Annotated in this window: 21 protein-coding genes; 11 read left to right on the top strand and 10 right to left on the bottom strand. The window is 60.8% G+C overall.

Annotation, left to right across the window (positions count from 1 at the left end; genetic code table 11):
- Positions 1–6 precede the first annotated feature (6 nt).
- The 6 genes from AC07RO_RS14310 to AC07RO_RS14285 form a co-directional block, all read right to left on the bottom strand.
- Positions 7–1,626: an EAL domain-containing protein gene (locus AC07RO_RS14310; RefSeq protein ID WP_346631479.1), complete on the bottom strand. Its 1,620-nt coding sequence runs from the start codon at positions 1,624–1,626 to the stop codon at positions 7–9.
- Positions 1,627–1,720: 94 nt separating this feature from the next.
- Complete coding sequence (locus AC07RO_RS14305; protein ID WP_495008293.1) at positions 1,721–2,497, bottom strand: N-acetylmuramoyl-L-alanine amidase; 777 nt, start codon at positions 2,495–2,497, stop codon at positions 1,721–1,723.
- Between the two features lie 99 nt (positions 2,498–2,596).
- Positions 2,597–4,678: a GGDEF domain-containing protein gene (locus tag AC07RO_RS14300; protein WP_495086324.1), complete on the bottom strand. Its 2,082-nt coding sequence runs from the start codon at positions 4,676–4,678 to the stop codon at positions 2,597–2,599.
- Positions 4,675–5,556 (bottom strand): endonuclease/exonuclease/phosphatase family protein, encoded by an 882-nt coding sequence (locus tag AC07RO_RS14295; protein WP_192174445.1) that lies wholly within the window; start codon positions 5,554–5,556, stop codon positions 4,675–4,677. Before AC07RO_RS14295 ends, AC07RO_RS14300 begins: the two co-directional genes overlap by 4 nt.
- A gap of 9 nt (positions 5,557–5,565) precedes the next feature.
- A complete protein-coding gene (locus tag AC07RO_RS14290) occupies positions 5,566–6,207 on the bottom strand; it encodes a thiol:disulfide interchange protein DsbA/DsbL (protein ID WP_192174444.1) in 642 nt (213 codons plus the stop codon).
- A gap of 191 nt (positions 6,208–6,398) precedes the next feature.
- Complete coding sequence (locus AC07RO_RS14285; protein ID WP_495086323.1) at positions 6,399–7,016, bottom strand: c-type cytochrome; 618 nt, start codon at positions 7,014–7,016, stop codon at positions 6,399–6,401.
- Positions 7,017–7,250: 234 nt separating this feature from the next.
- Between AC07RO_RS14285 and yihA the strand changes: the two genes are divergently transcribed.
- The gene (gene yihA / locus AC07RO_RS14280) at positions 7,251–7,886 is read left to right on the top strand and encodes a ribosome biogenesis GTP-binding protein YihA/YsxC (protein ID WP_065987940.1); all 636 of its coding nucleotides are present in this window, start codon (positions 7,251–7,253) and stop codon (positions 7,884–7,886) included.
- A 238-nt stretch (positions 7,887–8,124) separates the two neighbouring features.
- Here the strand turns inward: yihA and polA are convergent, their stop codons facing one another.
- On the bottom strand, positions 8,125–10,890 hold the full coding sequence (gene polA, locus AC07RO_RS14275; protein ID WP_282365484.1) for a DNA polymerase I: 2,766 nt from the start codon (positions 10,888–10,890) through the stop codon (positions 8,125–8,127).
- A 74-nt stretch (positions 10,891–10,964) separates the two neighbouring features.
- Here polA and AC07RO_RS14270 point away from each other — a divergent pair, with 74 nt between their 5' ends.
- Positions 10,965–11,255 carry a DUF2782 domain-containing protein gene (locus tag AC07RO_RS14270; RefSeq protein ID WP_346628445.1) on the top strand — a complete coding sequence of 97 codons (291 nt, stop codon included), beginning with the start codon at positions 10,965–10,967 and terminating at the stop codon, positions 11,253–11,255.
- Positions 11,256–11,289: 34 nt separating this feature from the next.
- Positions 11,290–12,240, top strand: a complete 951-nt coding sequence (locus AC07RO_RS14265) for a homoserine kinase (RefSeq protein WP_495086322.1) — start codon at positions 11,290–11,292, stop codon at positions 12,238–12,240.
- Between the two features lie 91 nt (positions 12,241–12,331).
- Here the strand turns inward: AC07RO_RS14265 and znuA are convergent, their stop codons facing one another.
- Positions 12,332–13,261 carry a zinc ABC transporter substrate-binding protein ZnuA gene (znuA, locus tag AC07RO_RS14260; protein WP_192174439.1) on the bottom strand — a complete coding sequence of 310 codons (930 nt, stop codon included), beginning with the start codon at positions 13,259–13,261 and terminating at the stop codon, positions 12,332–12,334.
- A 57-nt stretch (positions 13,262–13,318) separates the two neighbouring features.
- Between znuA and AC07RO_RS14255 the strand changes: the two genes are divergently transcribed.
- The 4 genes from AC07RO_RS14255 to AC07RO_RS14240 all read left to right on the top strand — a co-directional run bounded on the left by AC07RO_RS14255 (position 13,319) and on the right by AC07RO_RS14240 (position 16,247).
- The gene (locus AC07RO_RS14255; RefSeq protein WP_122534313.1) at positions 13,319–13,801 is read left to right on the top strand and encodes a Fur family transcriptional regulator; all 483 of its coding nucleotides are present in this window, start codon (positions 13,319–13,321) and stop codon (positions 13,799–13,801) included.
- Positions 13,801–14,601, top strand: coding sequence for a zinc ABC transporter ATP-binding protein ZnuC (gene znuC, locus AC07RO_RS14250; protein ID WP_495086321.1), 801 nt, complete (start codon positions 13,801–13,803; stop codon positions 14,599–14,601). The genes AC07RO_RS14255 and znuC overlap by 1 nt, the downstream gene beginning before the upstream one ends.
- Complete coding sequence (gene znuB / locus AC07RO_RS14245; RefSeq protein WP_172610143.1) at positions 14,594–15,376, top strand: zinc ABC transporter permease subunit ZnuB; 783 nt, start codon at positions 14,594–14,596, stop codon at positions 15,374–15,376. The genes znuC and znuB overlap by 8 nt, the downstream gene beginning before the upstream one ends.
- A gap of 157 nt (positions 15,377–15,533) precedes the next feature.
- Positions 15,534–16,247, top strand: coding sequence for a PA5502 family lipoprotein (locus AC07RO_RS14240; RefSeq protein ID WP_282365480.1), 714 nt, complete (start codon positions 15,534–15,536; stop codon positions 16,245–16,247).
- A gap of 72 nt (positions 16,248–16,319) precedes the next feature.
- Here AC07RO_RS14240 and katE read toward each other — a convergent pair whose 3' ends face one another.
- On the bottom strand, positions 16,320–18,479 hold the full coding sequence (gene katE, locus AC07RO_RS14235; RefSeq protein ID WP_495086320.1) for a catalase HPII: 2,160 nt from the start codon (positions 18,477–18,479) through the stop codon (positions 16,320–16,322).
- 382 nt (positions 18,480–18,861) lie between these two features.
- Between katE and AC07RO_RS14230 the strand changes: the two genes are divergently transcribed.
- The 3 genes from AC07RO_RS14230 (at position 18,862) to AC07RO_RS14220 (ending at position 21,382) form a co-directional block, all read left to right on the top strand.
- Positions 18,862–19,869 carry a methionine ABC transporter ATP-binding protein gene (locus tag AC07RO_RS14230; protein WP_495086319.1) on the top strand — a complete coding sequence of 336 codons (1,008 nt, stop codon included), beginning with the start codon at positions 18,862–18,864 and terminating at the stop codon, positions 19,867–19,869.
- Complete coding sequence (locus AC07RO_RS14225) at positions 19,869–20,543, top strand: methionine ABC transporter permease (RefSeq protein WP_192174434.1); 675 nt, start codon at positions 19,869–19,871, stop codon at positions 20,541–20,543. The genes AC07RO_RS14230 and AC07RO_RS14225 overlap by 1 nt, the downstream gene beginning before the upstream one ends.
- Before the next feature lie 65 nt (positions 20,544–20,608).
- Complete coding sequence (locus AC07RO_RS14220; protein ID WP_495086318.1) at positions 20,609–21,382, top strand: MetQ/NlpA family ABC transporter substrate-binding protein; 774 nt, start codon at positions 20,609–20,611, stop codon at positions 21,380–21,382.
- A gap of 46 nt (positions 21,383–21,428) precedes the next feature.
- Here AC07RO_RS14220 and AC07RO_RS14215 read toward each other — a convergent pair whose 3' ends face one another.
- Positions 21,429–22,061, bottom strand: coding sequence for an SCO family protein (locus tag AC07RO_RS14215; protein ID WP_346627327.1), 633 nt, complete (start codon positions 22,059–22,061; stop codon positions 21,429–21,431).
- 151 nt (positions 22,062–22,212) lie between these two features.
- Here AC07RO_RS14215 and AC07RO_RS14210 point away from each other — a divergent pair, with 151 nt between their 5' ends.
- Positions 22,213–22,863 (top strand): hypothetical protein, encoded by a 651-nt coding sequence (locus AC07RO_RS14210; protein WP_192174431.1) that lies wholly within the window; start codon positions 22,213–22,215, stop codon positions 22,861–22,863.
- The last annotated feature ends 18 nt before the right edge of the window (positions 22,864–22,881 follow it).

Genomic DNA, 22,881 nt, shown 5'->3' with positions numbered 1-22,881 from the left:
GCTGCGCTACGCCACATCATCCGCACGCCGCCCGGCGCTGCGTCTGCCGCCGGTCACCAGTTCAGTGAACTTGGTCGCGCTCAGGGGCCGGGCGAACAGCCAGCCCTGGCCATACATCACCCCTTCGCTTTTCAGCAGCATCGCCTGTGACTCGAACTCGATGCCCTCGGCGATCACCCGTAGTTGCAGCGCATGGGCCATCCGAATGATATGCGGCGCCACGCCACTGCTGGCGGCATCGTGGCCGAGGGCGTCAATAAACGCCTTGTCGATTTTCAAACAGTCCACCGGCAGCGTCTGCAGATAGGCGAGGCTGCAATAGCCGGTGCCGAAGTCATCGATCAACACCTGATGGCCCCGATCGCGCAGCGCCTGAAGATGATTGCGCGCGACTACCACGTCCACGAGGCCACGCTCAGTGACTTCAAACGCAATCTGCCGAGGCGCCACCCGGTGTAACGCCAGCAGCTTCGCCGTCACTCGGCCGATGCGTGGGGCCATGACATCGCACGCTGCCAGATTGACTGACACGTACAGGTGCGGATTGGCGCGTAAAAGCTGGCCGAGCTGCTCCAGCAATTGCTGGAGCACGAAATCGGTGATCTGACGGATCTGCCCGGTGTTTTCCGCCAGCGGGATAAAAAGGTCAGGACTGGTCAACGTGCCGTCCGGTCGCCGCCAGCGCACCAACGCCTCGGCGCCCACGCACAGCCGCGTGTTGAGGTCGAAAATCGGCTGATACAAAACCTTCAGCTCTCCGCGGCGCAATGCCCCGTGCAGCTCACCGCCCAATGACTGCCGTTGACGCACCAGTTGCAGGACGAGAATGCCGATGAACAACGAAATCAACAGGCTGGCCGGGACCAGCAGCCACCACGCACCGGTGATCTTCTGTTGCAAGGCACTGCGCGGGGTAATCAGGACCAGTTGATATTCCGGGCTCTGGGTCGGCATCCGGTAGACGAGTTTGTCTTGGGTGGACATCAGCGTTTCGGTGGAGGTCGGCGACCAGTCCGGCGTGGGCGGCCATGTCTGAGGCGGGCCCAGGACCGGGACTGCCTTGGAGCCACGATCTAACACCACCACCAGGCTGCCGCCCGCCGGCAGGTCAACGACGTCAGTCAAATGGCCGCGGGAGGTGGAAACACGAAACTCCCCGCGCCCAAGCATCAGTGAAGCCAGGTTGTCGTCAGGCTGGGTGGAGGTATTCAGCCAGTAATCATAAGTGGGGCCGCGAATGTCCGGCGGCCTGGGCTTGCCAATCAGGCTCTGCCGCGTCCAGCTTGAACAGAACTGACTTTCGCTGACGTACGCCACTTCGTAGATAAAACGGTAGCGCGAGTTCACCTGACGTAACTGCTCGATCATTGCGGGGCTGCAACCGCGCAACGGCTGCACTTCAAGTTGATCGAGCCCGGCCCTCAACTGACCGAATAATTGCTCCAATCGCACCAGAAAGCGCTCGCCCTGTGCATTCATTTGGGCACGTTCGTCCTGCCGGGCCTGATGCATCGCCAGCCCGAAGCTGCCCGCCAGCAAGACGGCCGCGCTTAACAGCGCGGCCACTAATGCCAGAAGCCAGGGACGATAAAGTAAAGAGCGCAGTCGCGGCGTCGCCGTGAACATCGGCAGTCATCCAGATGGTGGTATTTCCATAACCACTGAGGTATAGCAACAAGCGCAGAAATAGTCCGAAAAAAAAACCGGCGATTAGCGGAATTTATTGCCTGAAGTTAAGTACTTGCAGCATAGCTGCACTTTGCAGATCCGGCTCACCGTCAAATTTTTGTGGTCGGTAGTGCATCTGAAACGCAGCCAGCGTGTGACGTGTTGCGATGTCCAGCTCACCGGTCTGCGGCGTCGGGTAACCCAGCAGCGCCAGTTGCTGCTGGAACCACACGATATTTGGCACGACGCCCATCAACTGGGTTTGACGCTGTGCGACCTGCTGTTCATCCGGCCAGATGCCCAGGCCTTCCTGGGCCAGCCGCTTCCACGGGAACAACGGTCCCGGATCGAGCTTGCGCAACGGCGCGATGTCGCTGTGACCAATGACGTGACGGGGTTCGATGTGGTTGCGTTTAACGATGTCTTTGAGCAGAACGATCAGCGCCTGAATCTGCGCTTCGCTGTAAGGATACCAAAGCCGACCCGTAGGCGTGTCGCGATAGCCCGGATTGACGATCTCGATGCCGATGCTGCTTGAGTTGAGCCAGGTGCGCCCGTCCCATTCGCTTTCACCGGCGTGCCATGCGCGCTGGGATTCGTCGACCAGCTTGTAGGTGGTGGCCGGACCGTCGCCGATCAGGTAGTGCGCGCTGACCTCACCGTGGGTCAGCAAGGCCAGTGACCGGTCGAGGGAAGCAGAGGTGTAATGAACCACCACGAACTGCACGCGGCTGTCGAAATTGACGGAAGGGTGGCTGGTGTCGATATTCGGACCGCTGCTGCAAGCGGTCAGCAGCAACAACAGAAACAGGGCGGAAATAGACTTCATGGCGGCACGACGTGTAGGCAAATAATGCAACAGTGTAACGTAACGTCGGCGGCGCATTCAAAAATGCATCAAGCCTACGCAGCCAACCAGACGAAGCGTTCAGCCCTGCTCGATACGGTTACGCCCTTCGTGCTTGGCGCGGTACAGCGCCTGATCCGCACGTTTGAGCACCACATCACTGCGCTCACCCGGAGCGAACAGCGTGATGCCCATGGACACCGTGACCGTCACCCGCTCGCCCTTGAAGTGAAACGGGCATTGTTCGATGCCCTCCCGCAGACGCTCCAACAGCGCCAGCCCCTCATCCATCGGCGTGGTCGGCAGCAGAATCACGAACTCTTCTCCGCCGAAACGCGCAATGAAATCCGAAGCCCGTAACCGCTTTCGCAGCTGACCGGCGATGATCTTCAAGACCTTGTCGCCCGCCAGATGGCCGTAACCGTCATTGATGCGCTTGAAGTGATCCAGGTCGAGAATGCCGAGCAGCAGGCTTGAACGCTTCCTCTGCAACTGATCGATCTCATGCTCCAGCCGCTCGTTCCACGCCGCGCGGTTCGGCAGGCCTGTCAGTGTGTCGATCAGCGCCTTCTGCCGTTGTTCTTCCAGATGAACCCGGAAGCCCAGCGCTTCCTGCTCCATCGTTGCCACGCGGCTGGAGAGGGCTTGCAGGCGGGTGGCGACTTCCTGTTCGCGCTGATCGCGTTGCTGCTGATGATGATCCATGGTGCCAATCAGCCCTTCGAGACGGCTTTCCAACACGTGCTTCAGGCTGTCCAGATCGGCCGCCTGCTGCACACTGGTTTGCAGATCGTCGACGTGTTCACGCAACTGATGATCCAGTTGACGCGACGCCGAATGCTGATCGGCGTGGTCTTCGCTGGCAGCCAGCAAGCCGCTCTGAAACGACTCAAGGCGCTCGTTGAGCTGCTTGAGATAAGCCTCGAATTCGTGCTGGCCGCTGTCGGTGATGGCGAGCATCAGCACGGCGAGATCGTCGAGGATCGGCAGCAGTTCGTACCAGTTCAGCCCATGTTCAAGCCGGGCGCGCATGGCTTCGGCTTGCGGCCGATGGTGTTCAGGCAGCGTCAGTTCGTCGAGCAGGCCCAGCAGTGTTTCTTCGATATGGGCGGCGACCGAGCTGTAACTCGGCTCGGGCGAGGAGGGCAGCGCGTAGGAGCTGTCCTCTTCAGCGATGGTCTCGTCAGGCTCTTCGTCTTCAGCGACGACTTCGATATGGTCGGCAATAACAACGGCTTCAGCAATCTCTTCGGGATCGGGAGAGGGCGCTTCAGCCGCAGTCTCGGATGCTTCGTCGTGGGGAGACTCGGCGGCGGAGGCCTGTGGGACATCAGCGGTGTGGAGCGGGATCTCGGGCTCTTCGTCTGGCCGGGCCGGCTCGGGCTCGGGCTCGGGCATTACCGGCTGGACTGCAACTTCCAAGGGGGGCGTCGGGATGGAGCGCTCGGGCTCTTCGGCGACAGGCTGAGGGACCGGCGGGACGGTGCTGCGAAGTTCAGCCTCCAGCTCAGTGTTCTCTGGGGCAGCTTCCGGCACGGCGGCTGGATGCTGAGGCGCATCATCGGAAGCCTGCAGCCCGGCCGGCTCGGTAACGGAATGGGGCAACGGGGCCGACTCATCACCTTCGCCGCCAGCCTCACGGTGACTGCCAAACAATCGCTGCAGGAAACCCGGGCGGGACGCTTCATCCGGGTGTTCGATCTGCGACAGCGCCTGCCCCTGAAGTCCGCTCAACTCGCTCAATAACAGCGGTAGCTCACGGGCTTGGGTAATGCGATCTTCCAGGCTCTTGGCGAATCGCTTCAGCGGCTTGCTCACGTCCTTTGGCAGCGGCAACGCCTGCAGCTGCGTGACCAACGAGGTCAACGCCGTGCCCATCTGCTCGACGCGCTGCTCGCGACGCTGTTCGGAGTCCAGCACCGCTTTTTCCAGGCGCGGAATCAAGGCTGCCAGGCCTGCGTCCATGTCGTCCTTGCGAACGATTTCGCGCATTTCCTTCATGCACGCATCAACCGCCTTGTCGGCACCTTCGGCCGCCAGGCTGCTGCGCACGAGGCCTCGACGCAGCAAGTCGAGCCGCGCGTTCCAGCGCCGCTCCAGTTTGTCTTGCTGCTCGATGCTCTTGAGGTACTTTTCTTTCCAGCGCTGCGCTTCGTCGGTCATTCCACAGGTCCGCGAGGAGATGTGCTTGTTATCGGCAGCGAGTCACCGATTAATGAGGCCGGCAAGCGAATCTCCACCGCGACGGGCAGATGATCGGAAATGGGCTGCGCCAGTACCTGCACTTTTTCAAGGGTCAGGGTCGGGCTCAGAAGGATGTGGTCCAGGCATCGCTGCGGACGCCAGCTCGGAAAAGTCGCTTCGATCTGCGGGGCGAGCAGGCCGAGATCGCGCAGTGGCGAGGTTTGCAGCAGGTCATTGGCGTGGGTGTTCATGTCGCCCATCAGCACCTGATGGCGATACCCGCCAATCAGCTCGCGAATGTACGCGAGCTGCCGTGTACGGGTCCGCGCGCCCAGTGCCAGGTGCATGACTACTACGACCAGCGCGTCCGGACCTTCGCCGAAGCGAACGAGAATGGCGCCACGCCCGGCGGGGCCTGGCAGCGGATGGTCTTCGATGTCCCACGGACGCAAACGGCTGAGCACGCCATTGCTGTGCTGGGCGAGGCGTCCGAGGTTTCGATTGAGTTGCTGGTGCCAGTACGGAAAAGAACCGAGCTGGGCGAGGTGTTCGACCTGATTGATGTAGCCCGAGCGCAGGCTGCCGCCATCAGCTTCCTGTAACGCGACCAGATCATAGTCGCGCAGCAGATCGCCGATCTTCTGCAGATTCCCGGCTCTGCCATTGTGGGGCAGCAGATGCTGCCAACCCCGGGTCAGGTAGTGCCGGTAGCGTTCGGTGCTGTTACCCACCTGGATATTGAAGCTGAGCAGGCGAAGCCGACCGTCGGCCGGCAACCCTGTTTCGTGAAGATGATGCTCGTTGACCTTCGGCTTGTGCCGGGCAACGACCCGTTCAGTAGTTCCCCAGCGCGCCATGGTCAGCGCTTACTTGGCGGTCAGCGTCGCGCGCTCTTTGGCGATCAGCTGATCGGCCACTTGCAGCGCTTGCTCAGGACCACCGGCAGTGCCGAGATCAAAGCGGTACTTGCCGTTGACGATCATGGTAGGAACGCCAGTGATTTCATACTTCTTGGCCAGTTCCTTGTATTGGGCGATCTTGCCCTTCACAGCGAACGAGTTGAAGGTTTCGAGGAACTTGGTCTTGTCGACGCCCTGGGTGGCAACGAAGTCAGCCATGTCGTTCGGGTCGGTCAGACGCTTGCCGCCTTTTTGAATCGCGTCGAACACGGCGGTGTGGACTTTCTTCTCCACCCCCATGGTGTCGAGGGTAATGAATAGCTGGCCGTGAGCGTCCCAAGGGCCGCCGAACATGGCGGGAACGCGGATGAAGTGGACGTCAGCGGGAAGTTTTTCGACCCATGGGTTGATGACCGGTTCGAAGGCGTAGCAGTGCGGGCAGCCGTACCAGAACATTTCGACGACTTCGATCTTGCCCGGCTCGGAAACAGGAACAGCGCTTTTCAGCTCGACATATTGCTTGCCGGCTTCGATGGGCTCTGCTGCTTGAGCGGTCAGACCGAACAGGCTGGTGAAAATCAGAGCGGCGCTGAGAATCAGATTACGCATGCTTAACTCCTGGGCATGGAAGGTCACTTCGGTGGCCGCAGTTCGACCGGCCGAGGTGATATGAGTTCGCAAGTGTAACGCCTGCAGCCACAAAAAAGGGCAGCCGTTCGCTACCCTTTTTGGCCCGTCCGGGCAGGTCTGTCGGCAATTTGTTTTACCAACCGTGTCCGTCAGGATCGCGGTCCTGACGCTCAATGCAGCCCTTGAATGTAAGCCGCGAGCGCGTCGATATCCTCGTCGCTCAGCTTCGCGGCGATGGTGCGCATGACCCGCGTGTCGCCGTCGTTGGTGCGGTCACCTTCGCGGAACGCCGTGAGCTGTTTCTTGATGTAATCGGCGTGCTGCCCGCTCACGTGCGGAAAGCCTGCCGTTGCAATGCCCGCGCCGTCTGGAGAATGGCAGCCGATGCAGGCCGGCATGCCCTCATCGAGCTTGCCGCCGCGAAACAGCGCTTCACCTCGGGCGGCGAGATCGGGATCGGCAGTGCCGACACTGCCTTTCTGACCAGCGTAGTAAGCCGCGATATCGGCCAGGTCCTGATCCGTGAGCGGATTAAGTTGTCCAGTCATTTCCAGCACGACCCGCTTGCCGTCCTTGATGTCGTGCAGCTGCTTGAGCAGATAACGCTCACCCTGGCCGGCGAGCTTCGGAAAGATGGGCACCAGGCTGTTACCGTCGGGCCCATGGCAGGCGCCGCAGACTGCTGTTTTCCCTTGGCCGGCGAGCGGATCGCCCACGGGCGAGTCAGCGGCCTGCACGACGCCATTCAGGCTCAGGGTCAACAGCAGGCTCGACAGAAATGCGTTCATGGGTTGATCCGATGCGGCTGAAAGTACGGCCCTCATGATGGGCTGGCTTGAGAAGAAGCGGCCTGTTTTTGGACGTTTCAGTGCAGATGCCGGGCGGGCTCTTGCGTCGACAACACCCTTGCGGGGGCAGGACAAGGCACACATGAAAATCCGCGGCATTATATACTCGCGCCCATTGAACGGAAAAAGACACGCCGTTGCCGCGCACGTCGCAACGCCCTCACCGGATATCCCATGCAACTCAAGAACCCTATTCTCGGCCTGTGCCAACAAGCCAAGTTCATGCTCAGCGCTGCCAAAGTCGACCAATGCCCGGATGACGAAGGCTTTGAAGTCGCGTTCGCCGGCCGCTCCAACGCCGGTAAATCCAGCGCGCTGAACACCCTGACTCACGCCAGCCTGGCGCGCACGTCGAAAACCCCTGGCCGCACCCAGCTGCTGAACTTCTTCAGCCTGGACGACGACCGCCGTCTGGTCGACTTGCCTGGCTATGGTTACGCGAAAGTGCCGATTCCGCTGAAGCTGCACTGGCAGCGCCACCTCGAAGCCTATCTGGGCGGCCGTGAAAGTCTGAAGGGGCTGATCCTGATGATGGACATTCGCCACCCGATGACCGACTTCGACCTTTTGATGCTCGACTGGGCCATCGCCAGTGGTATGCCGATGCATATTCTGCTGACCAAAGCCGACAAGCTGACCTTCGGCGCGGCGAAAAACACGCTGCTCAAAGTCCAGTCGGAAATCCATCGCGGTTGGGGTGACGCAATCACCATCCAGCTGTTCTCGGCACCCAAGCGCATGGGCCTGGAAGAGGCTTACACCGTGCTGGCGGACTGGATGGAACTGGAAGACAAGGCACCGGCGGCCTGAATCGCAGGCAAAAAAAACCCCGGACTTCATGTGGGGAGGGGAAGTTCGGGGTCCAAGTCCAGACCTCTCGGAAGGGGTCCGGATATCTGCCAACACTTAACACAACATAGGAGCATGAATGGCTACGTCAGCCATTCGCAAACTCAGACCGGGTTTTGTCCGCCGAAGTTCAAAACCGGCGGAAATTTAATGATGGCGCGGTTCCGACTCCCTGCAGAATCGGAACGGCAAACCAGTATCAATGGGCCTCGTCCCAGTTGTTCCCCACACCCACTTCAACCAACAGCGGAACATCCAGCTCGGCGGCACCGCTCATGTGCACGCGGATGTCCTTGCTGATCTGCTCGACCAGATCCTCATGCACCTCCAGCACCAGTTCATCGTGAACCTGCAGGATGACGCGAGCATCCAGACCTGAGTCTTCCAGCCAGCCGTTCACCGCGACCATCGCCCGTTTGATGATGTCCGCCGCCGTGCCTTGCATCGGCGCGTTGATCGCCATGCGTTCGGCACCTTTGCGCAGCGCCTGATTCTTCGCGTTGATGTCCGGCAGGTACAGGCGACGACCGAAGATGGTCTCGACATACCCTTGTTCCGCCGCCTGCGCACGGGTGCGCTCCATGTAATCCAGCACGCCGGGATAGCGCGCGAAGTAGCGATCCACGTACGCCTGGGATTGCTTGCGATCAACACCAATCTGCTTGGCCAGCCCGAACGCGCTCATGCCGTAGATCAGGCCGAAGTTGATCGCTTTGGCGCTGCGGCGCATGTCGTTGGTCACGTCCGGCAGTTCGACACCGAACACTTCACCCGCCGTTGCGCGGTGCACGTCCAGGTCGTTGCGGAAGGCGTGCAGCAAGCCTTCGTCCTTGGCCAGATGCGCCATGATCCGCAGCTCGATCTGCGAGTAGTCCGCCGCCAGCAGTTTGTAGCCTTGGGGGGCGACAAACGCCTGACGAATGCGACGACCCTCGGCGGTCCGGATGGGGATGTTCTGCAGGTTCGGGTCGCTGGAGGACAAACGTCCGGTCACCGCCACCGCCTGATGGTAGGAGGTGTGAATTCGCCCGGTGCGCGGGTTGATCTGCTCAGGCAGGCGATCGGTGTAGGTGCTCTTCAGTTTGCTCATCGAGCGGTACTGCATCAGCACTTTCGGCAGCGGATATTCCTGCTCGGCCAGTTCAGCGAGCACCGCTTCAGCCGTGGACGGCTGGCCGGTGGCGGTCTTGCTGATGATCGGCATGCCGAGCTTTTCATAGAGAATCACCCCGAGCTGCTTGGGCGAGCCGAGATTGAATTCCTCACCGGCGATGGCGAACGCTTCGCGCTCAAGCTCGGTCATTTTGTTGCCCAGCTCGACGCTCTGATTGCCCAGCAGATTGGCATCGACCAGCGCGCCTTGACGCTCGATGCGCGCCAACACGGGCATGAGCGGCATTTCGATGTCGTTCAGCACCGGCGCCAGACTCGGCGTCTTCGCCAGCCTGTCCTGCAGCACCTCGTGCAGGCGCAGCGTCAGGTCAGCCTCTTCAGCCGCATAGGTGCCGGCCTGCTCCAGCGCGATCTGATCGAAACTCAGCTGTTTCGCACCCTTGCCCGCGATGTCCTGGAAATTGACCGGCGTGTGATCCAGGTACTTGGCGACCAGGCTGTCACGGTCGTGGCGCGTCGCGGTGGAGTCGAGCACGTAGGATTCGAGCATCGTGTCGAACTTGACGCCCTGCACGTTGATGCCCTGGCTCTGGTCGCCGTCAATGGCGCAGTTGGCCAGCAGGTTGATCGCAAACTTGGCGTGCTGGCCGACCTTGATTTTGCTCGCGTCCTCCAGGATGGGCTTGACCGCTTTCAGCACCGCGTCGCGATCCAGTTGCTGCTGCACCCCCATATAGGAATGGGTCAGTGGGATGTAGCAGGCTTCGTGGGTCTTGATCGCAAATGACAGGCCGACGATCTGCGCGCGCTGGGCGTCGGTGCCGTTGCTCTGCACCACGAAGGCGAACAACTGCGCGGCGTTGAGCTTCTTCAGCCAGTCGTCGAATTGGGTTTGCTCAAGAATGAGCTCGTACGTGGCTTCGATGATCGGCGCCGGCTCGGCAGCGGGGACGACTTCCGCGCCTTCCTGGCGGGCATCACGCTGCAGATCGGTGATCCAGCTTTTGAATTCCAGCTCGGTGTACAGCGCCATCAGCGCTTCACGATCAGGCTCGCCGCAGTGCAAAGCGTCGAGCTCGATGTCCAGCGGCACGTCGATCTTGATGGTCGCCAGCTCGTAGGACAGGAAGGCCATCTCCTTGTGTTCTTCGAGCTTGGCCGGCAGGGATTTGGCGCCCCGAAGCGGCAGCGCTGCCACTTTGTCGAGGTTCGCGTAAAGCTCTTTCAGGCCGCCGTTGATGCCCACCAGCAGGCCTGCTGCGGTTTTCTCACCGACACCGGGCACGCCGGGGATGTTGTCGACCTTGTCGCCCATCAGCGCCAGGTAATCGATGATGTGTTCCGGGCCGACGCCGAACTTTTCTTTCACGCCGGCGACATCCAGCACGCTGCCGGTCATGGTGTTGACCAGCGTGATGTGGCCGTCGACCAGCTGCGCCATGTCCTTGTCACCGGTGGAGATCACCACCGGGCGATCGGCGGCAGCGCTGCTGCGCGCCAATGTGCCGATCACGTCATCGGCCTCCACGCCTTCAACGCACAACAGCGGGTAGCCGAGGCCTCGCACGCAGTTGTGCAGGAAGTCGATCTGCACGCGCATGTCGTCCGGCATGCTGGGGCGGTTGGCTTTGTATTCGCCGTAGAGCGCGTCGCGAAACGTCCCGCCCTTGGCGTCGAACACCACGGCAAACGGGCTTTCAGGATATTGCCTGCGCAGGCTTTTGAGCATGTTCAGCACGCCCTTGACCGCACCGGTGGGCAGGCCTTTGGAGGTCATGAGCGGCGGCAGCGCATGGAACGCGCGGTAAAGATAAGAAGAACCGTCCACCAGGACGAGGGGCGCAAGACTCATGTGCAAGATCAACCTTTTCGGCGGGGTCGGCGCTAGAATGCGCGGACCGTTGACGACAAAGGCACAAGGTTATCATGCGCGCGCTGAATCGCCTGTTACTGCTCGGCGGGTTGCTGGCCTGTTCGTGGCTGGCGGTCGCGGCGGATGACGAAGCGCCATCGGCAGAGCCTGATGTGACCATCCGTCAGGACAGCGACGGCTTCATCAAGGAGTATCGTGCGAACGGATTCGTGTACGCCGTGAAGATCACGCCCAAACACGGCAAGCCTTATTATCTGGTGCGCGCCGACGGCACAAGTGGTCAATTCATACGTTCGGATCAACCGGACATGCTGATACCCCAATGGGTACTATTCAGCTGGTAACGCCCTACATTCACTCTCTTGCTGGCAGTCTTCTATGTCCGTTTTTACTCCCCTGGCTCGGCCCGAGCTGGAAGCTTTTCTCGCCCCGTACGGGCTTGGCGCCCTGCGTGATTTTCAGGGCATTGCCGCTGGAAGTGAAAACACCAATTTCTTCATCAGCCTGGAGCAGGGCGAGTTCGTGCTGACCCTGGTCGAGCGCGGCCCGGTTCAGGAAATGCCGTTTTTCATCGAGCTGCTGGACGTTCTTCACGACGCCACCTTACCCGTGCCCTACGCGTTGCGCACCACCGACGGCCAGGCCCTGCGCGAGCTGAAAGGCAAACCGGCGCTGCTGCAACCGCGTCTGTCCGGCAAGCACCCGGCCGAACCCAACACCCAGCACTGCGTGCAAATTGGCGAGTTCATGGCGCACATGCACATGGCCACACGCAGCGCGACTATCGAGCGTAAAACCGACCGTGGTCTGGACTGGATGCTGGAGGAGGGCGGTAATTTCATCTCTCACCTGGACGAGGCGCAGGGCGCGCTGCTGACCAAAGCCGTCGAGGAAATTCAGCGTCGCAAGGCGGCCATCATGGCGCTGCCGCGGGCCAATCTGCACGCCGACCTGTTCCGCGACAACACGCTGTTCGAAGGCACCCACCTGACGGGCGTGATCGATTTCTACAACGCCTGTTCCGGGCCGATGCTGTACGACGTGGCGATTGCGGTGAATGACTGGTGCTCGTTTGAGAACGGCACCATCGATGCGCCGCGCGCCCGGGCGTTTCTGGGTGCGTATGCCGCGCTGAGGCCGTTTACAGCCGCCGAAGCCGAGCTGTGGTCGACGATGCTGCGTGTGGGTTGCGTGCGCTTCTGGCTGTCACGCCTCATTGCCGCCGAAACCTTCGCCGGCCAGGACGTGCTGATCCATGATCCGGACGAATTCCGCAAACGCCTGGAACAGCGGCAGGAAACCCATATCCCGTTGCCGTTTGCGTTGTAGACATCAGAAAGCTTCGTGAGCAAGCTCACTCTCACAGGGACCGCGTTCAACTGTAGGAGTGAGCTTGCTCGCGAAGGCATCGGCCCAGCACTTACAAACCTTCCAGACACCCCGCCAGATCATCCGCCAGTTTGCTCAGCAATTGCTCATAACCCTGGGCGGTGGCGGGTGTATAGCCGCCCAATCCGTCCAGCTCGGCCAGTTTGACCGGCAGACCCGCACTCAACGTGTCGGCCAGACGCGGGCGAAGAGGCGGCTCGCTGAACACGCAGGTCTTGCCGAATTCGGTCAACCGCGCGCGCATGGCAGCGACGTGCTGAGCACCCGGCTGAACCTCGCTGCTGACGGCAAAGACGCCCGCATGCTTCAACCCATAAGCTTCTTCGAAATAATCAAACGCCTCGTGGAACACGAAATACTGCTTGCCTGAAATACCGGCGACCCGCTGTTTGATTTTGGCGTCCAGCGCGTCAAGGCGTGCGCTGAAGGCTTTGACGTTGCTCTCATAACGCGCCGCATTGGCCGGATCGGCCTGGCTCAAGTCAGCGGCCATCTTCGCCGCAATTACCCGCGCATTGACTGACGACAGCCACAAGTGCGCATCGACGCTGCCCGGGCGATGATCGTGGTCATGCTCGTCTTCGTCATCATCGTGATGCTCGGCGCTGGCGGTGAAATGACGCAGGTGCATGCCGGGCAACGACTCGACCGGGACCGAGGCTTTGCTGCGCCCGGACAACACGCGAGGCAGGAACGTCTCCATGTCCGGGCCAATCCAGTAGAGCAAATCGGCTTCCTGTACGCGCCGTACGTCGGACGGCCGTAGCGCGTAGTTATGAGGGGATGCGCCCGGCGGAAGCAGGACTTCCGGCACCGCGACTCCGTCCTGCACAGCCGCGGCGATCAGCTGAAGCGGCTTGATGCTGGTCAGGACGCGGACGTTTGCTTCAGCGGCAGTGATGGTTGAAAAACCGGTAATAAATACGACAAAAAGTAAAAAAAGTCGGGACACGATAACCACTCATGGGGGCAGGAACGGGTAACATAATAACGTCTCTCTCAAAGGCCGTCGCCGCTCATGTCTAAAACACCCCTGGCCAGTCGCCCCCACGATCACTCCCACTGCGTGCACAGTGCGCTCACTGAAGCCGACACGCTGTGCGCGGGCAAAGGCCTGCGCCTGACGGCCCTGCGTCGTCGCGTGCTGGAGCTGGTCTGGCAGAGCCACAAGCCGCTGGGCGCCTACGACATCCTCGCCGTGCTCAGCGAAGAAGATGGCCGCCGCGCCGCGCCGCCTACTGTGTACCGCGCGCTGGACTTCTTGCTGGAAAACGGTCTGGTTCACCGCATCGCGTCGCTGAACGCCTTCGCAGGTTGCAATCACCCCACCCACGCGCATCAGGGCCAGTTCCTGATCTGTCGCGAGTGTCACGCCGCCATCGAGTTGCAGCACGCCACCATCAGCGCCGCCATCGTCGACGCTGCCAACGAGGTGGGCTTTGACGTTGAAGCCCAGACCGTCGAAGTCGTTGGCGTGTGTGCCGGATGCAAGGCCGCCTGATGAGCGATGCACTGATCCGCCTGAAGGACGTCAGCGTGACCCGCGCCGGCCAGAGCGTGCTGGAAAACATTCAGCTGAGCGTCAGCTCGGGCGAAATCGTCACCCTGATCGGCCCCAATGGGGCGGGCAAGACCACGCTGGTGCGCGCCGTGCTCGGGCTGCTCAAGGCTGACTCGGGGGAGATCTGGCGCAAGCCGAAACTGCGCGTCGGTTACATGCCGCAAAAGCTGCACATTGATGCCACGCTCCCGTTGTCGGTCCTGCGCTTCCTGCGGCTGGTGCCCGGCGTTGATCGCGACACCGCTCGGGCAGCGCTGGTCGAGGTCGGCGCCGAGAAAGTCATCGACAGCCCGCTGCAAGGGATCTCCGGTGGCGAGATGCAGCGCGTGCTGCTGGCGCGAGCGCTATTGCGCAAACCGGAGCTGCTGGTGCTCGACGAGCCGGTGCAGGGCGTGGATGTCGCCGGACAGGCCGAGCTGTACGCGCTGATCACTCAGCTGCGCAATCGGCACCAATGCGGTGTGCTGATGGTTTCCCATGACCTGCACCTTGTGATGAGCACCACCGATCAAGTGGTCTGCCTCAATCGCCACGTGTGCTGCTCCGGTCACCCCGAGCAGGTCAGTAACGATCCGGCTTTCGTTGAGCTGTTCGGCCTGAACGCGCCGAGCCTGGCGATCTATCACCACCATCACGATCATGCGCACGACCTGCATGGCGAAGTCTGCCAACCCGCTCAAGTCCACGATCACGTTCATACCCACACTCACGACCACGGGGACAGCTGCAAGCATGGCTGATTTTCTTCTTTACGCCTTGCTCGCAGGCCTCGCGTTAGCGGTAGTGGCAGGCCCTTTGGGGTCCTTCGTGGTCTGGCGGCGCATGGCTTATTTCGGCGACACGCTGTCCCATGCCGCGCTGCTCGGCGTGGCGCTGGGCTTTCTGCTGGACATCAGTCCGACGATCGCCGTCACCGTGGGTTGCCTGCTATTGGCGGTTTTGCTGGTGACCCTGCAGCAGCGTCAACCGCTGGCCTCCGACACGCTGCTGGGCATTCTGGCGCCAAGCACCTTGTCCCTCGGGCTGGTGGTGTTGAGCTTTATGCGTGACGTGCGCATTGACCTGATGGGCTATCTGTTCGGCGACCTGCTCGCCATCAGCCCGAACGATCTGGCGTGGATTCTCGCGGGCAGCGCGTTGGTGCTGGTGTTGATCTGTGCGCTGTGGCGACCGCTGCTGGCCATCACCGTGCATGAAGAACTCGCGACGGTTGAAGGTCTGCCGGTGGCGACACTGCGCATGACCTTGATGCTGCTGATCGCGGTGGTCATCGCGGTGGCCATGAAGATCGTCGGCGTGTTGCTGATTACCTCGCTGTTGATCATCCCCGCCGCTGCGGCACAGCGTCACGCCCGCTCGCCGGAGCAAATGGCCCTGGGGGCAAGCATCATCGGCGTCATTGCGGTGTGCGCGGGTCTGGCGTTGTCATGGTTCAAGGACACCCCGGCAGGCCCGTCCATCGTGGTCTCGGCAGCGGCGTTGTTTCTGCTCAGCTTCCTTTTGCCCAAGCGGTAGAACCTTGGGTGGCGGGTAGAGTCATACTCCGCAATAATCCAATGGCGGCAATGTGCAATGACTCCTTGCGCGCCCACCGATAGTCATCAGTTATTTTCGGTGCAAGTCACTTGTGTGTAGACTTGCTCGTTTTTTGCGCAAATAGAGAATCGCAGGAATGAAGCCGTTCGCATCCCGTTATCTGCTGCTTGCTGCATTTTCCGTTCTGTTGAGCGCTTGCCAGAGCAAGCCCGTCGAGCAGCCCGCGCCTGTGGCTGCGCCCGATGCCTATCAGCAGCTGGAACAGAATATCGCCAGTAGCGAGTTGGCGACCGCCGAAGATCAACTCGCCGCGCTGCAAAGCAAATCCCCGGACGATCCCCGACTCGAGCAGTACCAGCGTCAATTGGCCGAGGCGTACCTGAGCCGTAGCCAGATCGTGCTGCAAAAGGGCGACATGAACGCTGCCGCCACCGCGCTCAGCCGCGCCCGTGCCTTGATGCCAAAAGCCCCGGCGCTGACCAGCGGCGTCAACGGTGCCATCGCCCACGCCCGTAAAGCCGAGCTGGAGAAGGCAGAAGCCGATCTGCGGGCTGCCGAAGCCAAGCGCAAGGCGAAAGTAATCGACCCGAGCGCCGAGAGCACGACCATCGAGCTGAAGCTCAGCGACATGAAACAGCTGCGACGTCAGCTGAGCGACATCGCTGAAGACGTGACAGCCTTCAATTGCGACGTCACTGTGCAGGTGCCGCGCACCGACGACTACCCTTGGCTGGCGACCTTGCTGACCAAGCGTGTCACGAAGATCAACCCCGATTTCGAATTGCAGATGCAGCGTGAAATCGAGCGAACCGAGCCTGCGAAGATCGTGCTGAAACCCGCTCAGCTCTGATCGATTTTTGATCAAAAGAAAAGGCGTTGCCCTCGCGGGCAACGCCTTTTTTGTTGCAGCTAGTCCTGCAGATTACGCAGGAATGGCCTTCGCTTTTAGCTCACGAGCCCAGACGCGGTGCTGCTGGATCGCATCGAAAAACGCCTTGAACGAGGCGCTGTCCGAAACGGGCAGCAAGCCGGCATCGGCTTCCAGACGCAGCAGGTCGATCAGTTTCTGTGCATCACCCGCGTAAGCAATGGCTTTGAGGTGCTTGTACGCCTCAAGCACGTAATGCAGTGCCACGCCGTCGCCGCTCAGGGCTTTGATCGAAGCGTCGCCGCCCGGGATGAACACGGCATCGAACGCAACCGATGGCAAACCTTCCATCGAAGCGTCAACGGCCAGGGACGCGCCGCCTGCGGTCTTGACCGGCGCGGAGGTAGGACCCAGCACCTTGGCGTGTGCGCCTTCGGCTTCCACCGCCGCTTTCATCGCCGCTACCGCTTTGTCGTCGACGCCATTGGCGACCAGGATGGCAACTTTGCGCGAAGCGATGTCGGCAGGCAGCAGGTTCGCCTGGCTCAGCAGCGGCGACTTGTCGACGCTCAGCTTGCCGTTGCTTTGCGCTTGAACAGTCGCTGCTTTCGGCGCCGGCAAGCCAAGGTTTTCAGCCACACGTGCAGCCAGGGTGAGGTCGATATTCGCGAGAATCTCGTTCACCTGACGTGCGCGGATATGCTCACGCTCAACCTTGCCCAGCTCGAAGCTGTACGCCGCGATGATGTGCTCTTTCTCGTGCTCGCTCATGCTGTTGAAGAACAGCGTGGCCTGGGAGAAGTGATCGCCAAATGAAGGGCTGCGCTCACGCACCTTCTCTGCCGAGACGCGCTCGTGATAAGTCTCGAAGCCACCATCCTGCGGACCCGCAGGGGTTTCTTTCGGCCAGCCGCCGTCGATCGAGTTAGGCTCGTAGGAAGCACGGCCCTTGTCAATGGTGGTGCGGTGTTGCGCATCACGCTGGTTGTTGTGGTTCGGCGACACCGGACGGTTGATCGGGATCTCGTGGAAGTTCGGCCCACCCAATCGGCTGATCTGCGTATCCGTGTAGGAAAACAGACGACCCTGCAGCAGTGGATCGTTGGAGAAGTCGATACCCGGCACGACGTGGCCTGGGCAGAACGCAACCTGCTCGGTTTCGGCGAAGTAGTTGTCCGGGTTGCGGTTAAGCACCATTTTGCCCAGCGGCGTTACCGGCACCAACTCTTCCGGGATGATCTTGGTCGGGTCCAGAAGGTCGAAGTCGAACTTGTGCTCATCTTCCTCGGCGACGATCTGTACGCCCAGTTCCCATTCCGGGTAGTCGCCCATCTCAATGGACTCCCACAGGTCGCGGCGATGGAAGTCGGTGTCCTTGCCGGCAAGCTTTTGCGCTTCGTCCCACACCAGGGAGCAGGTGCCGTACTTGGGCTTCCAGTGGAATTTGACGAACGAGGACTTACCTTCGGTGTTGATCATGCGGAAGGTGTGGATGCCGAAACCCTGCATGGAGCGCAGGCTTTTCGGGATCGCACGGTCCGACATGGTCCACAGCACCATGTGCGCGGATTCCGGCACCAGGGAAACGAAGTCCCAGAAGGTGTCGTGGGCCGAGCCGCCGGTAGGGATTTCGTTGTGAGGCTCTGGCTTCACGGCATGTACGAAATCGGGAAACTTGATGGCGTCCTGGATGAAGAAGACCGGCATGTTGTTGCCGACCAAGTCGTAGTTGCCTTCGCCGGTGTAGAACTTGACCGCGAAGCCACGTACGTCACGGACGGTATCGCCGGAGCCACGTGGGCCTTGAACGGTGGAAAAGCGTACGAACACCGGGGTTTTCTTGCCCGGGTCACGCAGGAATTCCGCCTTGGACAGCGCCGAATGGTTCTCGTAGGTCTGGAAGTAACCGTGGGCCGCGGTACCGCGCGCGTGAACAATGCGCTCCGGAATGCGTTCATGGTCAAAGTGGGTGATCTTCTCGCGCATGATGAAGTCTTCGAGCAGCGAAGGGCCGCGCGATCCGACTTTCAGCGTGTTCTGGTTGTCGGAGATCTTAACGCCCTGATTGGTGCGCAAAGCCTCGCCGGTAGCGTCGGAGCGGAACGTTTCAAGACTTTCGATCTTGGCGTTGGTGTTGCCACGGTCCAGCGTGTCAGTGCCAGCCAGTTCACTGTTGCCGTTGGGGCTAACAGGTGGATTGGTGTTCTTACTCATCAGGCAAAACTCCTCAGTTCGGACGGCTCCTTTTTTAGCCTCCAACGACGTGGAGGCAGCAGAAGCTCGTAGGCGGAAATGCCTGACATGCAGCCAGGCAATATTCAGGCGCTAAGTAAATGACTGACGATGAAATCAGCCGTTCCGTTTGTTTTTCCGATTCTTCGATTTCCATCGCCAGACTGACAGGCGGCCATCCATATGACCATTCGGCAGGTGCAGTGCGAAATAAATGCTAAGAAGGCTGGGCCCAACCCGGATTTCACAGGCTAAAATGCGCGCCCGGTTTACCCAGCCGAAGCCGAAATGGCATCGCTCAGCAGCGTGATGAAGGCCCGAGTCTCCACGCTGATTTTTCAACGCGCCCCACAAGGTTCGCTCCGTGATCGAGTTCCAAAACGTCCACAAAATCTATCGGGTCGCCGACCGGGAAATTCCCGCGCTGCACCCCACCAGCCTGCGCATCGAAAACGGCCAGGTGTTTGGCCTGATCGGCCACTCCGGCGCCGGCAAAAGCACGATGCTGCGCCTGATCAACCGCCTTGAAGCGCCGAGCGGCGGCAAGATCCTGGTCGATGACGTCGATGTCACCGCACTGGACGCCGACGGTCTGCGCGGCTTCCGCCGCCAGGTCGGCATGATCTTCCAGCACTTCAATCTGCTGTCGTCCAAGACGGTGGCCGATAACGTCGCCATGCCGCTGACGCTGGCCGGGGACATGTCCCGCGCGCTGATCGATCAGCGCGTGGCCGAGCTGCTCGCCCGCGTGGGTCTTTCCGATCACGCCAAAAAATACCCAGCGCAGTTATCTGGCGGTCAGAAGCAGCGGGTCGGCATCGCCCGAGCGCTGGCGACCAAGCCAAAGATTCTGCTGTGCGACGAGGCCACCAGCGCCCTCGACCCACAAACCACGGCATCGGTGCTGCAGCTGCTGGCCGAGATCAATCGCGAACTGCAGCTGACCATCGTACTGATCACTCACGAAATGGACGTGATCCGTCGCGTCTGCGATCAGGTGGCGGTCATGGATGCGGGCGTGATCGTCGAACAGGGCGCTGTGGCCGATGTGTTTCTGCATCCCAAGCACCCGACCACTCGCCGGTTTGTGCAGGAAGACGAAGAAGTCGACGAAAACCAGCTGAACAGCGATTTCGCCCATGTTCAGGGCCGTATCGTGCGCCTGACGTTTCAGGGCGACGCGACCTACGCGCCATTGCTGGGAACGGTCGCGCGGGAAACCGGCGTGGACTACAGCATTCTGGCCGGCCGTATCGACCGCATCAAAGACACGCCTTACGGGCAACTGACGCTGGCCATCACCGGTGGTGACATGGACGCCGCGTTCGCCCGCTTCACCGCAGCCGACGTTCACATGGAGGTCCTGCGCTGATGGACACTTTTCTCAACCTGTTTTCCAACGTCGACTGGTACGAAATCTGGCTGGCGACCGGCGACACCCTGATCATGCTTGGTGTCTCGCTTGCCTTCACCGTATTGCTGGGCTTGCCGCTCGGCGTGCTGATGTTCCTGACCTCGCCGCGTCAGTTGCTTGAGAACAAGCCGGTCTACACCACCGTCGGCTTGATCGTGAACATGCTGCGAGCGCTGCCGTTCATCATCCTGCTGATCGTGATGATGCCGCTGACGGAAGTCATCACCGGCACCTCGCTGGGCATTCTCGGCACGCTGCCGCCATTGATCGCAGGCGCTACGCCGTTCTTCGCGCGCCTGGTGGAAACCGCCCTGCGGGAAGTGGATCGCGGCATCATCGAGGCTACTCAGGCGATGGGCGCCACGACTCGACAGATCGTGATCAAGGCGCTGTTGCCTGAAGCACGCCCGGGCATCCTCGCGGCGATCACTGTGACTGCGATTGCGCTGGTGTCGTTCACGGCCATGGCCGGTGCGGTCGGCGCCGGTGGTCTGGGCGATCTGGCGATTCGCTACGGCTATCAACGCTTCCAGAACGATGTGATGTTTGTGACGGTCGTATTGCTGCTGGTGCTGGTGCAGATCCTGCAAACCGTTGGCGACAGACTGGTCGCGCACTTTTCACACCGTTAACCGAATTCGCCGGTCACTGACCGGCAGGTGCACGCCGCTGCGCGTGCATTTCAGGAGTAGTAGAAATGAAGAAGTTGTTGGCTGTATTTGCGGCTGTGGCGGCGCTGTCTGCCCATGCTGATGAGACCTTGACCGTCGCGGCCTCCGCCGTGCCACACGCCGAGATTCTCGAGTTCGTGAAGCCGATGCTGGCGAAGGAAGGCGTGACGCTGAACGTGAAGGTGTTCAACGATTACATTCAGCCGAACGTGCAGGTCGACCAGAACCGCATGGACGCCAACTTCTTCCAGCATCAGCCATATCTGGATGAGTTCAACAAGGGCAAGGGCACCCATCTGGTGAGCGTGGCCAAGGTTCACATCGAGCCGTTTGGCGCGTACTCGGACAAGCTCAAGAGCCTGGCCGAGCTGCCGGATGGCGCCAATGTCGCCATCCCGAATGACGCCACCAACGAGGGCCGCGCGCTGTTGCTGCTGGTCAAGGCTGGTCTGATTACCCTGAAGGATCCGACCAGCATCACCGCCAAGCCGAGCGACGTGCAGCAGAATCCGAAGAATTTGAAATTCCGCGAACTCGAAGCCGCGACCCTGCCACGGGTACTGACGCAGGTGGACCTGGCGCTGATCAACACCAACTACGCCCTGACCGCCAAGCTTGATCCGACCAAGGATGCGCTGATCATCGAAGGGGCGGAATCGCCATACGCGAACATCCTGGTGACCCGCGAAGACAACAAGGATGCCCCGGCCATCCAGAAACTGGTCGCCGCGCTGCACAGCCCGGAAACCAAGGCATTCATCGTTGATAAGTACAAAGGCGCCGTGGTTCCGGCGTTCTGATCGCCACACACCAATGATCTCGGCGCAACGCCGAGATCATCAGTCCTTACTTTCTCTCAACCAGCCCCGGCAACTGCGCTACCAGCTTCTGACTGTTCAGCGGCGCGCGGATGAAGCCGCGCTGGGTACCGTCGGGGCCCAGGAGGGCGAGGTTGCCGCTGTGGTCGACCGTATAGCCCGGCTTGCTGGTGTCCGCCGGGATGTACGGGATGCTCACGGCATTCGCCAGCTTCTGCAGCGTATCCACCGGCGCCCTCAGGCCGATGAACTGCTTGTCGAAATACCCCAGGTATTGCTTGAGCTGTTGCGGGGTGTCGCGATCGGGATCGACGCTGACCAGCACAATGCGCAGTTTGTCGACGGCCTCACTGGGCAGCTCGCTTTTGATCTGACGCAACTGGGCGAGGGTGGTCGGGCAGATGTCCGGGCAGAAGGTGTAACCGAAGAACAGCACCGTCCATTTGCCCTTCAATTGGCTCAGTGAAAGGGGTTGGGCGTCCTGATCGGTGAGCGAGAGATCCGGCACAGTGCGGCTCTGCGGGAGAAGGATAATGCCTGCGTCGACGAGCGCGGTCTGGTCGCCCTGATCGGGACCGGACAGCACACGGTAGACGGTCAGGCCAAGCACCAGCGCCACGATGGCCGCCAGGATGAAAACGGTTTTCTGGGTTCGGGTCATGACTTCAGCACAATGAGTGTTCCACGGTCGCGCGATTATGCACATAACCATGAAACTGTTATGACAAATACGTCTTAGCGTCATTTGTGGGCAAGCTAAGGTATGGACTTCCCTATAATCACCGTCTGGTTTTACTGCCTATGGAGCATCCATGAACACCGCCGCATTGCGCGAGCAGATCACCCGAGCTCAGGAACACGAAAACCAATCCGGTCAGCTAGCGCGCCAGTTGGAGTCGCAACTTCCTCATCTGCACCCCTCCATTCACCTGCCTGACGTAGACGCGCGAGGCGTGCTGACGCGTTTCGTCATTGCCTACATCGGTCAGGTGCCGGACTTGCTTGACGCCGCCCATGACGTGGCGTTGCAGGCGGGCATTGAAAGCCAGATCAAGCCGGTCCTGAAAATCGCCGAGCAATTCTTCAGCGCGCCTCCCGCCATCATGGCGGGCCACGAAGGGCTGGACGGTCTGCTGGACGAAGCCTATCTGGCCCACCGGCTGGTGGAAGAAGTGAATGATCTGTACATCAAGCATTTCGGCCAGCCGCTGATCCCGATGAACACCACGGTGGCGAGCGTCATCGCCCACCAACTGATCGGCGAATCGTTTGCCAATCAGCTGGACGAAGTGGTGCATCACGCCATCGACGAAATGCTCAATGACGACAGCTTCTCGCTGGAATCGGTGGAAGCCTACCGCGAGCGCCTCGCCAGCCCGGACACCGATGCGGCGTGGAAACGCTGGCCTAGCCTGTCACGTCAGTTGGGCGTAGGGCTGGAACTGGAGCGCGGGAAAGACTGACCCCGCACCCCCTTCACC

Source organism: Pseudomonas sp. GW821-FHT07F05 (assembly GCF_059418765.1).
Note: the sequence above shows the minus strand (reverse complement) of the source record. Positions and strands in the feature narration are given on the sequence as shown.